Raw genomic sequence first — 11,721 nt, forward strand, 5'->3', positions numbered from 1 at the left:
ACACGCGTCAGGCACGACCGGACAGGATGACGCCCAGGCACCACATCACCCGGCTGCGGGGTTGGCGGTACACCCGTTGCGGCCGCTCGGGTTCAGCGGCGGCGCCAGGTACGGATCTCCAGATGGACGATGTGGGCGTCGGGGTGGATCCGGCCGGTGTCGACCAGCCACCGATGGATGGCCGTGGTGACATCGCCGCCCGCCGCATCGACAAGACGTGCGATGTCTGCTGCCGCGAAGCCGCCCGTTGTGGCGGATCCGTAGGAGCGTTCCTCGGTGTGGTCGGCACGCTGGATGACGTCGCGGCGGATGCCGGGTGAGTCGGTGCGGCTTCCTGACACGTGGACGTAGCCGGTTTTGGCGAGGCGCACGGTGAAGGCCAGGCGCAGGTCCTGGCGGGCGGCTTCGGCGATCAACGGGCGGAGCCGGGCGGAGCCGGAGGCGATGGCTTGTGCTCCGGCGCGTCCGGTGCCGGTACCGGTGGGGGTGATGAGGACGGCTTTGGTGCGGACGCGAGCTCGGGTGCCGCTGGCGGTGGTGCGGCGGGTGGTGTGGGGGGCGGCGATGGCCGCGAGTTCGGTGACGCCGCTGATGCCTGTGGTGTGGATGGCGGTGAGGACCTGGGTGAGGGCGGGGACGAAGGCTGCGCCCTTGTTTTTTGTGTAGAACTGGGAGACGAGGGAGGCGTCGCGGTTGATGATGCGGGCGATGTCGCGTTTGGTGTAGCCGGCTTGTTGGAGTTGGTCGGCGAGGCAGGCTGCTTCGTTGCGATGCGGTGCCGGGGGGCGCTTGCGGCGCGGTGGCATCAGGCCCTCCCAGGGGTGGGCGTGGCGTGGTGGGCGGCGCGGCCCCTGTCGCGGAGGGTCAGGAGTTCGTCTTCGGTGGCGGGGGCCGGGATGGGGCCGGGGAGGTGGCCTTTGTTGAGGTAGTCGCCCGGCTGGCCGTGGTGGGGCCATGGTTGGGGCTGGGTGAGGTAGACGGCGTCGGTGCGGAAGGCGACGATCGTGCCGGGCGGGGCGTGGAGGGCTCCGGCGTAGGTGTTGTCGTCGCGGTGGCGCTGGGAGAGCAGGGCGGCGCGGGCGGATGACCAGATGTGGGCGGCCCATTCGGGGTGGGCGTTGGGGTCGCGGGTGAAGCCGGTGGGGCGTTGCCAGGTGATGGTCTGGTCGTCGAAGCCGATGATTTCGGCGTCCGGGGGGACGTCGCGTTCCATGGTGCGGGGGGTGGTGCCGGTGACGGTGCGGGGGCGTTGGGCGAAGGCGCCGATTCCGTAGAGGAGGAGGGCGCGGACGGCGCGGGCGGCGAGGTGGGCTGCGGTGCGCTGGTCGGGGTCGCCGTTCAGGTCGGCCTGGGCGGTGAGGGAGGACCAGGCTTCCTTGAGCTTCTTGGACCAGTCGTCGAGTGGTTTGCCGTCGTCGAAGAGGATCCCGTCGAGGATTTCGATCTTCCACGGGGTGTGGGGGTTGGACAGGGCGGTGTGGATTTCGGGGCCGCCGGCCCAGGTGGTGAAGGTGGTGCCGGGGGTGGCGGGGTAGTGCCAGGCGCGGTCGCCGGGGGCGGGTGCGGGGAGGATCCCGATGTGGGTCCAGGTGTCGGGGACGGTGACGCGGACGTGCCAGTGGCCGCAGGCGAAGAGGGCTTTGGTCTGTTCCTTCTGGGACCAGGAGGCGAAGGTGGCTGCGGTGACGCGGCGGGGGGTGCCGACTCCGGATTTCCAGGTGTGTTTGGCGTAGGCGAAGGTGCGGTCGTACTCGACCAGGGCGGGGAGCTGGGCGGGAACGTGGGGCGGGGTGATGAGTTCGGTACGTCCCTGCCCCGCGGTGGCGTGGAAGAGGCCGCGGAGCTCTTCGGACAGGACGGGGTAGCCGTCCGCGTACTGGCCCTTGGTCGGGATGGTGCGGGTCCACAGGTCACGGCCGGTCTGGGACGGTGAGCCCATCAGGACGGCGTCGGGCCAGTGGCGACGCAGGGCCTTCCACAGCAGGACAAACGCGTCACGGATGACGGCGGGCTCGGTGCCCTCAGTATCGAACCACTCCCCCGCTGAGCGGATTTCGACGTGCTGGTCGCCGTGTTCGCGCTGGTAGCGACCGACGGGGTTGCGGGGGTGGACGAAGTGGCCGGCCATCCGGTCCTTGCCGCGGCCGGTGTCCGTGCGCCAGCCGGGTGTGGGGGCGTTCAGCCAGGCGGCGACGGTGTCCTTGAGGAAGGGGTGCTGGTCGGCCTGCCGGTGCCAGGGGGCGCCCGCGGTGATGTAGATCCGCTCGACGCCGCCGGGCAGGACGTGGAAGACGGTGTTCAGAATTTCCGCGGCGCTGGCGGTCGGCAGGTCGATGCGGAACGTCTGGTCACGGTGGACCAGCACACCGGTATGCGTGTCGAGGAAGACGGTGCTGCGGGCCTGCTGGGTGAAGTTGGGGTGCGTGGAGACGAGGTTCGCGGTATGAGCGAACCAACGGTCCCCATCAAGGCCTTCGGGGATACCGGGCAGGGTGTGCTGTGCTCCCTGGGCCGCGAGAGGAGCGACGGCGGCCGGGGCCGGCTTAGAGGAGGCTGCGGGCAGTTCGGGTTCCGCTGCCGGTTCAGGGGCGGGGCGGGTCATGGCCGGGGCGACCGTACCCGCCTGGGAGGGGGGCTGTGGGTGTTCGGTGCCGCTGGGCAGTGCTGTGTCCCCGGCGGGCTCGGGGGCTGAGACGGCTGCAGTGGGCGGAGCTGCCGGTTCGGGCGACGGGGGCACGGGAGTGGGGTTTGGCTGTGCTGCGGTGGTGAGCCGGTCGGGGGCGAGGATGGGGGCGATCGCCACGATGTCGGCCAGGCTGAGTCCGGCGGCGGGTGCGATGCGCTCTGCCTTCGCCTTCTCGTATCCCGCGAGCGCGGTGATCTTGCGGGCGCGGTCCGTCTCCAGTTTCTCCAGCGCGGCCTGCGCCTTCCTGATGCCGTCCCGCAGGGCGCGCAGCTCGGCCAGCTCCGCGTTGTAGGTCTTTGCGTCCATCACGATTCCTTGTACCTGCAGGTCAGTTGGCGGAACTGCTGTGGGTGGAGACGTACGCGATCGCGCCGCTGGACTGCGAGGGCAGGCGGGTGCCCAGGAGGAGGTCCGCGATGCCCCGGTCGGTTTGCTGCGGTGCGGTCAGATGCTTGACGGGGGTGGCCAGGTCGGTGACGTGTCCGGCCAGGACAGCGTCCGGAAAAGCGTGCCGCCCCCCGTGGCCTTTCTCCCACCTGTTAAGACCGGTAAGGACGGCCACCACGTAGCCGGACAGGGTCACCGGCAGCACTCCCCCGGCCGCCACGCTGGCAGCGTCGCAGCGCCACCAGCCCCTCAAGCGGTTGAGGAGTACCTCGGGGCCAAGACCTGCCGCGTAGCCGATCGGCTCCCGGTGGTTGTCCTCGCTGGGGCGTGCCGCGTCGACACGCAGGACTGCAACTTCTTTGACGTTGAGGCGATTCAAAGAGGGGTGGGCGCGCTCTTGCAGGGCTCGGACTACCCAGAGAGGCGTCATCACACGGACGCCGCGCCGGGAGATGCCGGGAAGCACGCCTGCCCTAATGAGGCGCCGGTAAGTGGTGATCGCGCAGCCCAGTTCCTCTGCGGCTTGTCCTGTGGTGAGCAGCATGGCCTGCCTCCTCGGATCGGGGCGTTGCCGCGCTTGGACGCTATCGGCAAACCCAAACCCGTGCAAGTCTGATCAGATATCTGAGTCTAGTTGGAGAGGGGACCGCAAGTCCCGTGGCCCTGCCCGTCGTACGGTCCGTCGCTGAGCGGCTGAAGCCGCCCGCCCGGCCCTGCCGCTGGACAGCGCCAGCAACCGTGGCTTCCTTGACGGCACCCCACCGTCTCCGGACGCCACCACATCGGCGATTGGGAAACGGGTCTCGCTGCTCCGGGGGTGATGGTCAGGAGCGGGCGGCTCCGGCGCACTGCGGCTGCGAGTACGCGCCTGCAGTGGCCTTGCTCTGCTGCCTCGCGTCCGTGACGGTAGAGGCGTAGCAGGATGCCTTCCCTGCGCGTTCACCAAGATCCGAATGATGGCAGAAGCATCGGCCACGGGCCAGGCCGGCGCGACGACCGGGGTGTGTGCGCCGGGCGGGCTCGCCACCAGCACGTGAGCTCTGGCAGGCCCTGGCTGGCATGAGAAGACAACTCGTTCACGATGATGAGCACGCACTTCGTTCCGCGGTGGCTCATGCGGGCTGGAATGGGATCAGTGAGCGTTTTCAGCGTTGCCTCTCCAGGGTGAGGACGGCTCTGGAGATGACGCTCATGCGGTTGGGGCTGATACGGGATCTGCGGAATATCTGCCATGACTTCAGTCGTGCCATGCCTCGTTCGACGGGTGCGCGGGCTGCGGACAGGGCCCGGTTCTTGGTCTGCTCAGTGGTTGTGAGTTCGCCGCCTGGCGGGCGGCGTTTGGCGGTGGTGACCCAGTCACCGGCACCGATGTAGGCCATGTCGGCAAGGACCGGGACGCCTTGGCGTGCGCAGATTCGGAGGATCTTGTGGGTGCGGGCGGCCGTCAGATCGTGGGTCCGGCCCGGTAATGCCGGCGACAGCCACAGAATCTCACCGGCCGGGTCCGTGACGACCTGCACGTTCACCCCGTGCCGCTTGTGCTTCGAGGAGTAGTCGGCCCTGCCGTCTCCGACGCGGTCGCACTCCGCGAGCGTGCCGTCCAGGAGAACGAAGTCCGGATCGTGCATACGCAGCGTCTTCAGCAGGCCCGGCGCCTGCTCGGCGAGCAGCCCGGTGACCGCGGTGACGTAGGCGTGGGCGGTGCCGACGGATATTCCGAAGGCCGTGGCGATATGGGCGAGGGTGTCGTGGCGGCGCAGGAACACCAGTGCGACCAGCGCACGGCGGTGCGGCGGGAGTTTGCACCGTCGGTCACCCTCCCGGGTGACGACGAACATGGTGACCCACTCGACCAGGGCGTGAGGCAGGTCGAGTGCGGCAGGCTACGGAACCAACAGGGCTCCTGCGCTGCTGAGTTGAGACTTCGAACACCTCCCTCAACGGCACGGGAGCCCTGCCCGTTGCGCCCCGACCTCACAACGCCCCGTCACCCGATCAGTGGCCAGGCTGAAAAACCTCAGTAAGAGAACTCGATGTACGCGATGTCGGTAAGCGCCACCATATGAAGCTTGCCTCTGGGTGAGACTTTGAAGTACGCCTCGCCGACGGCGTCGGCAATGATTCCTCGGAGTTCGCCTTCGTCGGCGTTGCGGTATCGGGCTTGGAACAACTGGGCGGCATAGGCAGTAGGAAGTCGTTCGGTGATGTGGCGTACTCGGCCGTCGTCGGAGGAGCCGGCTACTCCAGTGAAACCGAACCAGGCCTTGAAGTGCACGAGCATGCCGTCGTGGCCGGTGGAGATCAGGTGGTGGGCGCGGCGTCGCACGCGCGGCTGCCAGAGGCGTACGACGTCTATGGCGATGGCCTGGGATAGCACGCTGCCCGGTGCGCTCCGCCGCCCCTCCATGACCTCCTTGACGAGGCCGGGCTTGGCACCAAGCCGACTGGCCAAGACCCCTATGTCGGTGTACCGGGTTACGAGAAAGCGCAGGCGGGCGCTGTCAGAGCGGGGCGGTTGGCGTGTCCAGTGGTGGGTGTCGGCAAAGTCAAGCGCTTCGGCGATGGAAGCGGTGCAGAAGTCGTCGAGCATGGTTGGGTCCTTTACAAGGCGCGTGCTTGCAGCATGCTGCGGTTAGTACTGCGTGTTCCAGTGGTGACGGGCGCGGTGTGGTGGCGGGCACGTGGTGTGGGTAAGAGGCGACAGGCACGTAGGGCCTGTTCGATCTCTGGGTGTTCCCAGTGCGGGGTGGAGAGCACGTTGAGTGCGTCTGGGTGGCCTCGTAGGTGGGTGAGGTGACGGGCCGTGTCCAGCAGCAGCCTCGCCCATGCGGGTATTTCGGGGAGGCCGTTTCCTGATCTTTCGTGGAGGGTCTTGATCTGGGCGCTGCTGTAGCCGGTCAAGGCGCGCAGGGCGACGCACGCCGCGTGGACGGGGTGGGCGACGCGGGTATGGATTCGGGCCGCGATCTGGGCGGTGTGGGGGTGGCTGGGGTCTTGGTGTGGTCCGGGTACTGGCAGAGGTGGGGTGGCGCCGGTTGGCTCGGCACCGGGAATGAATTTGATGGTGAGGGGCTCGCGCGGCTGCGGGGGCAGGCGGAACCAGAGTTCGGCATCGCGGGGCGGGAAGGCGGTCGTGTGCTGCCACCACGGGTAGCTGTCAGATACCGGTGGACCGCTCAGGGGGCGCCAGTGGGTGGTCGCGGCGCGCGTGGTGTCCAGCACACGGTGGGGAATCGTGTCGAGGAGGGCGGCGGTGGGGCGCGGGACGGGGCCGTTGCATAGGAGAGTGAGACGGGTGCGGGTGAGGGCGCTGAGTGCCAGCAGGTGCTCCCACTGGGGTTTGCTGAGGCGGTGGGCCCGGCAGACGGTCATGCGGGTGATTCCGAGCGCGATGAACCAGGACGCGGCGATGTGCCAGCTGCGGTCGGAGTTGTTGGTCCATGCGGGTAAACGGTGCGCGTCGTCGGGGACGGGCAGGTGTTTACCGAGGGCGCGGATCAGGTCGTGCGCGAGGTATGCGCCGTTTCCGGCCAGGGGCGTGGGATGGACGGTGATGCGTCCGTGGCGCGGCGTGTGTGCGGCGAAAGCGAGGCGCATGTAGTGCGGTTCGTCGTGTGGGGTGACGACGACGGTGACGAGAGGCAGCGCGGTGTGGTGGTGTGACTGCCAGGTCGGGCACCATTTTTCGTCTTTCTCCGCGTGGGCAAGCCTTGCCGTTCGTGGTGCTATAGGAGTCGGAGTCATGTTTTGGCCGCTCTGGGGGTCAGTTGGCGCAGTAGTGCCCGCGGGTCTCTGGTGATGCGCTGGGTGCTGCGGTGGGTGAGGGTGGCCCAGCGTCGGAAGTTGCCTCGGGCCCATGCCTGGTCGAGGTCGCGGAGTACGGCGGGATCGGTTCGCTTCCAGTGGGGGTGGAAGGCGGGGATGACGGTGGTGATCTCGTCTTCGTCGAGGACGTCGAGCTCGTGCCAGCAGGTCACGCGGGAGGCGAGTACAGGAGTCGTGCGCAGGATACGGAGGCGGTGGCTGCCGGCGGCCAGGGCGACAGTCACGCGTGTGTGCGGGTCGTCGTAGAGGTAGCGCACGTATTCCAGGCAGGACGCGGAGAGTTGGTGGGCTTCGTCGATGGTCAAGAGCCGCGGGGGGTGGTGCAGGGCGTGGCGGATGAGGTCGTCGCTGGTGCCGGGGTCTTTGGGTGGGGGGCTGGGCAGGCCGAGGGCGTGGTGGATGCTGTGGCGGAGGTCGTCGGGGCGGGCTTGAGGCTGGGGCAGGAGCCGGATGGGGTGCCAGGCGGGATGCTGGTCCAGGACGGTGTGGAGGGTGAAGGTCTTCCCTGCTCCTGCGGGAGCGGCGATGCACAGCATGCCTTGTTGGGCGACTGTGGCGTTGAGGGCAGATGTGGCGGAGGCGACCTGGCGGGTGTGCACGGTGCGGGCGGCGGTGAGGTCGAGGTGGTGGCGGGCGGAGCGGACGTTTCCGTGGGCGGTGCTGATGGTGGTGGTCCGCGTGGTCCGGTAGGAGAGTTCGGTCATCGGTCGTCGTCGCGCCGTACGGGGCGGGCGGGGCGGGCGCGGCGGACGGCCCAGCGGGCAATGGTTTCGTCGACTTCGCTCAGTCCGCGCCGCTTCATGCCTTCGAGGACATGGTGGGTGATTTTGGACCACATGCGGAAGGTGCCGCCGCCGGCTTCCAGGTCGATGAAGTTGATGAGGTCGGCGGGGGCGGAGGCCCAGACGGGGTGGAACAGGGGGATGTTCTTGAGGACTTCGTCCGGTTCCATGGGCGTGAATTCCTGCCAGATGTAGATCCGGGAGGCGAGAGCGGGCTCGTTGTAGAGGGTTTTGTAGCACTCTTCGCCGCCGACGAACAGGACGGCGGGCCGGTTCTTCTTCCTGCCTGTGTCCCACAGGTGGCGGACGAATTCGAAGCACTCGCGGCTGAACTGCTGGGCCTCGTCGCAGACCAGGACGTAAGGGCGTCGGGCCAGGGATTGCTTGAGGAGCCGGTCGAATTCGCTGGGGTGGGCGGGGGGTTTGCCTTCCAGGTGGAGGGCTTCGAACAGTTCCATGCGGATGTCTCGCGGGGTGGGGCGGGAGCGGAACTGCAGGAGCAGGACGAGGTCGGGGGCGACTTCCTTGAGTGCGGCGAGGACGGAGAAGGTTTTTCCGAGCCCGGCGTCCCCGTAGATGCAGGACATGGCGCGAGCGTCGATGGTGTCAGCGATGTTCTCGCCCGCTTCCAGCAGGGCTTCGGTGGCCACGATGCGGGCGTCGGCCAGGTCGAGATAGAAGTCGGGGTCGTCGCTGGTCTCGACAGTGGTGTCGGTGATGGTCATGGGCTCTGCTCCTGGGGTTGTGGGATGAAGGGGTGGTTCAGGAATCGCTGTTGGTCCAGGCTGTGGCGTGGTGGTGACCGGTACGGGCGGCGTGGGATGCAGGGCGTGTGCTGTGCCGAGGTCATGGCCGGTGGCGGGATCGGTCAGTTCGATCAGCCCCTGTTGCGGTGAGGGGTGAACAGTGACCCGGGTTCCGGCGTGGGCTTGGGTGAGGGCTCCGGTGTAGGTGCGGCCCTGCCAGCGAATGTGTCCTTGGGGCCCGATCCGCCGGTGTACTCCTGGAGATGGGGTCATGCGGTGTCCTTGGGGGTGCCGGCCGGCGGGGTCGGGATCGCCCAGCGGGCGCCGGGGATCACGCGGCGGGGCATGTAGCCGGCGGGGACGCCGTCGTCCTTGGGCCGCGCAGGGCGGGTAGCGGTCAGTTCTGCCACGGCTTGTTTGCGTGTCATCGTTCCGGCGAGGCGGGCTGGGCCCGGCTGGGTGGCGGGCTGGAAGCGGCGGCGGCGTCGGCGCTGCGCTTCGGCCAGGTCGCGGCGGATGCGTCGGACACGGTCGTCGCGGGCCTGGTAGACGGCTTGGATCTCCTCTTCGCTGGCCTCGTCAGCCAGGTGAGCGGTGCCCAGATGTTGGTGCGTCTGGGCGTGGAAGACCTCGATGGCACGGGGGTGGTGGGGCTGGTAGCGCACGGTGACCTGGGTGCCGGTGCGGCCGGTCATCCATGCGCCGATGTAGTCACGTCCCTGCCAGCGGATCCCGTGCCCGTGGATGACGCGGGTGGAGCGTTCGCCTTCCATCAGGAAGACGTGCAGGTCCTTCAGCGGTGGTTCTCTCAAGGGGGTGGTGTCGCTGTTCCAGCTGTCCATGGGCGTCAGATTGCCGCGGCCAGCCATGCGGTGCTCGGTGTTGCGGGTGCGGACCCACTGGGCGAAGAGGTCGACGAAGTTCTCGAACGTCAGCGCCGGGTCTTTCTCCCCCGCCCGGTGCTTCGTGTCCAGCTTCTGGTTCTTGGTGTAGCGGGGCAGGGTGGAGAAGAACATGGTGGTTGCCGCACGGTTGAGGTTCTCGATGTTTCCTTTGAGGTGCGGGGTGTAGGGCGGCAGTACTTCGACGTGGACGCCGAAGCTGCCCATGGCCTGGGTGACAGACCGGGAGAGGAAGTCTTTGCCTCGGTCGATACGGATACGGCGGGGCAGTCCGCCGGCCGGACCGTGGATGTCGTCGGTGAGGATGCAGGAGCGCAGGGCGGCCAGAATCGATCCGCGGTGCGGGTAGTGCGGGGTGACGGCCCAGCCCATGGTCACGCCGGTGTGGCAGTCGCAGAACCACGTGATCCAGGGCTTGACCAGTCTGCCGTCAGCCCAGACCAGGACGGGTGCCTGTTTGTGGTCGCCTTCCCATTCTTCGTTGCGGCAGGTGGGCGGGCGCTTCAGGTGGGGGTCAAGGGCTCGGGAGGCGGGAATGCCGGATCGCAGGCCTGCCAGGTCGCCGGGAGCGAGGTCCAGTTTCACCGCCCGGTGCAGCGTGGACAGGCTGGGCACCTGCTTCAGGTCGCCAGCCTCCTCGAGCATCTCTTGATGAACGCGTTTGATGTTGCCGCGATAGTAGGCAAGCTTGATGCGGACCTCGTCGGTGACGGTGTAGTGGCTGCGGGGTGCAAGGTCGGCGGTGCCGGTGGCCTTGGCCTTTTTCAGGCGCCGCCAGACGGTTGTCTCGTGGACGCCGACCGTACGTGCGACGGTCTTCACCTCGGCGCTGGTCAGTTCACCGCGTTCGCGCAGCACAGTTAGGGAGCGAACTCCGGCGGTCAGCAACGCCCGCTTTTCGCGGGGGGATGGAACCAGGGCGGGTTCGTCCGCGAGGGTGTCGATTGGGGCCCGGCGCATGGGGACAGCACTCTTTCTTGACGATGCGGTCTGTCGGTAAGCAAGGGCTAGACGGGCAGCACGTCAGCCGAAAAGGCCGATGTGCGAGACGTATGCGTAGCTGCGGTGGTCGGAGTCCAGGTCGCTGATCTCCCACTCCCACCGGTGCTCCAGTTCGAGGAAGTCCTGGCTGGCCCAGGCCCGCACGATCGGGCCCCAGCGGTAGATGTTCTTGTTCCTCACCCGCAATGGGCGCCGATGGCGGGCTTCGACGCCCTCCTGGTCGACGGGATGGATCTCAATGCGGGTTCCGCCGCCGGCGTTGAGGTAGCGGGTCAGCCACGGGGCAATGTTGCGGCGCCGTAGGTCCCGGAAGGCATGCTGCACGCGTTGCTGTGTGTCCAGGTCCGGCACGTGACCCGTCGACAACCACTGACTGAGAGCGGACGGATCCGTTGTGATGCGGTGGGCCTGAAGGGCTGCTGCTGCACCCTTTTTCAAGGACAGGTACTTCACCGCTTGCTTCAGACGTTCCTGGTCACTGCGGGTCCATTCGACGTCGTCGAAGACTCGCACGTCCAAAGTCCTGGCAAGGGTTCGTCCTCCTTCGAGGCCCTTGGCGCCCAGTTCTCCGAATCCCATCGCGTGCTCCGTATGTCGTTCGCTGTGCGGAATTGGCACGGCGCAGCGCATGGTCGGACCGCTGTGTGACGCCAGGGGTGGAGGCGGAGGCACAGGGAGCAAGTGGCGTGGGCCGTTGCCGGTGGCGTGTTGCTTCACACCGGCTGGCAGGACGATATGCCAGCCATTGGTTCACTAACCGTTATGCGGACGTTATGCGGATGGCCGTGCAACGCGCGTAGTTATTGCCTCGACATTGTTGAGTTCTGAACCATCAAGAATTCGCTTTAGGGGACCGAAGGAACAACGCCGCTACGGCGTTGAAGCAGAGCTGCGTGGCGCACAGCCCACAGATGCTGCTGCGGCGACCCAAAAGCCGAGGTGGGAGTGGGTTTGGCGATGTTCTGCGGTGGTGCGTAGGAGGGCTGCGACACGGCTCAGGAAGTGATGTCAGGCCGATCAATCGCCGTTCGCGCGGGGACAGGGATGGGCGCCGAGCCGGCTACCGGACCAAAAGGGCCGTCACCGTAGCGCCCACCACTGACAACACGTGCAACTACCACGAGGTAACCTGATCACCTGTCACCACATATGGCGGAAACGCACGCCGCTTTGGCTGTAATTAACCTGCCAGGAGATGTGCGCCGTCGAGATGCCACCTCGTGCGGATGCGTAACTGCAAAGTGGCCAAGAGCCCTGAACCCACTCCAGCTGCGCGCCGAGAAATAAATGGCTGGTAACAGTTCCTGGGCTCGCTCTCCTTACACTCACGCATTGCAGAGCTACGGGCCTCTTGGGCCGCACGCGGCACACATCACTTCCTTCCACCTGGC

Annotated in this window: 10 protein-coding genes; all 10 read right to left on the bottom strand. The window is 67.5% G+C overall.

Annotated features, from left to right (window positions below; genetic code table 11):
* Positions 1-92: 92 nt before the first annotated feature.
* Positions 93-806, bottom strand: a complete 714-nt coding sequence (locus KV381_RS00195; protein WP_218784187.1) for a helix-turn-helix domain containing protein — start codon at positions 804-806, stop codon at positions 93-95.
* A complete protein-coding gene (locus KV381_RS00200; RefSeq protein ID WP_218784188.1) occupies positions 806-2,992 on the bottom strand; it encodes a hypothetical protein in 2,187 nt (728 codons plus the stop codon). The genes KV381_RS00195 and KV381_RS00200 overlap by 1 nt, the downstream gene beginning before the upstream one ends.
* 22 nt (positions 2,993-3,014) lie before the next feature.
* Positions 3,015-3,617, bottom strand: coding sequence for a helix-turn-helix domain-containing protein (locus KV381_RS00205; RefSeq protein WP_218784189.1), 603 nt, complete (start codon positions 3,615-3,617; stop codon positions 3,015-3,017).
* Between the two features lie 601 nt (positions 3,618-4,218).
* The gene (locus KV381_RS00210; RefSeq protein ID WP_256994995.1) at positions 4,219-4,911 is read right to left on the bottom strand and encodes a transposase; all 693 of its coding nucleotides are present in this window, start codon (positions 4,909-4,911) and stop codon (positions 4,219-4,221) included.
* Between the two features lie 179 nt (positions 4,912-5,090).
* Positions 5,091-5,663, bottom strand: coding sequence for an XRE family transcriptional regulator (locus KV381_RS00215; RefSeq protein WP_218784190.1), 573 nt, complete (start codon positions 5,661-5,663; stop codon positions 5,091-5,093).
* Between the two features lie 11 nt (positions 5,664-5,674).
* Entirely contained in the window at positions 5,675-6,670 is a 996-nt protein-coding gene (locus KV381_RS00220; RefSeq protein ID WP_218784191.1) for a hypothetical protein, read from the bottom strand.
* 143 nt (positions 6,671-6,813) lie between these two features.
* Positions 6,814-7,602, bottom strand: coding sequence for an ATP-binding protein (locus tag KV381_RS00225; RefSeq protein ID WP_218784192.1), 789 nt, complete (start codon positions 7,600-7,602; stop codon positions 6,814-6,816).
* The gene (locus KV381_RS00230; RefSeq protein ID WP_218784193.1) at positions 7,599-8,405 is read right to left on the bottom strand and encodes an ATP-binding protein; all 807 of its coding nucleotides are present in this window, start codon (positions 8,403-8,405) and stop codon (positions 7,599-7,601) included. The genes KV381_RS00225 and KV381_RS00230 overlap by 4 nt, the downstream gene beginning before the upstream one ends.
* A 290-nt stretch (positions 8,406-8,695) precedes the next feature.
* Positions 8,696-10,186 (bottom strand): Mu transposase C-terminal domain-containing protein, encoded by a 1,491-nt coding sequence (locus KV381_RS00235; RefSeq protein ID WP_218784194.1) that lies wholly within the window; start codon positions 10,184-10,186, stop codon positions 8,696-8,698.
* Positions 10,187-10,351: 165 nt separating this feature from the next.
* On the bottom strand, positions 10,352-10,909 hold the full coding sequence (locus KV381_RS00240) for a hypothetical protein (RefSeq protein ID WP_218784195.1): 558 nt from the start codon (positions 10,907-10,909) through the stop codon (positions 10,352-10,354).
* Between the last annotated feature and the right edge of the window lie 812 nt (positions 10,910-11,721).

Source organism: Streptomyces sp. WY228, from assembly GCF_019287315.1.
Classification (GTDB): domain Bacteria; phylum Actinomycetota; class Actinomycetes; order Streptomycetales; family Streptomycetaceae; genus Streptomyces; species Streptomyces caviscabies.

What these genes read in the sequence shown, in the direction of transcription:
- KV381_RS00210 (WP_256994995.1), bottom strand. Translation starts at nt 4,911, where the DNA reads ATGTTCGTCGTCACCCGGGAGGGTGACCGACGGTGCAAACTCCCGCCG.
- KV381_RS00215 (WP_218784190.1), bottom strand. Translation starts at nt 5,663, where the DNA reads ATGCTCGACGACTTCTGCACCGCTTCCATCGCCGAAGCGCTTGACTTT.
- KV381_RS00240 (WP_218784195.1), bottom strand. Translation starts at nt 10,909, where the DNA reads ATGGGATTCGGAGAACTGGGCGCCAAGGGCCTCGAAGGAGGACGAACC.
- KV381_RS00200 (WP_218784188.1), bottom strand. Translation starts at nt 2,992, where the DNA reads ATGGACGCAAAGACCTACAACGCGGAGCTGGCCGAGCTGCGCGCCCTG.
- KV381_RS00220 (WP_218784191.1), bottom strand. Translation starts at nt 6,670, where the DNA reads ATGCGCCTCGCTTTCGCCGCACACACGCCGCGCCACGGACGCATCACC.
- KV381_RS00205 (WP_218784189.1), bottom strand. Translation starts at nt 3,617, where the DNA reads ATGCTGCTCACCACAGGACAAGCCGCAGAGGAACTGGGCTGCGCGATC.
- KV381_RS00230 (WP_218784193.1), bottom strand. Translation starts at nt 8,405, where the DNA reads ATGACCATCACCGACACCACTGTCGAGACCAGCGACGACCCCGACTTC.
- KV381_RS00195 (WP_218784187.1), bottom strand. Translation starts at nt 806, where the DNA reads ATGCCACCGCGCCGCAAGCGCCCCCCGGCACCGCATCGCAACGAAGCA.
- KV381_RS00225 (WP_218784192.1), bottom strand. Translation starts at nt 7,602, where the DNA reads ATGACCGAACTCTCCTACCGGACCACGCGGACCACCACCATCAGCACC.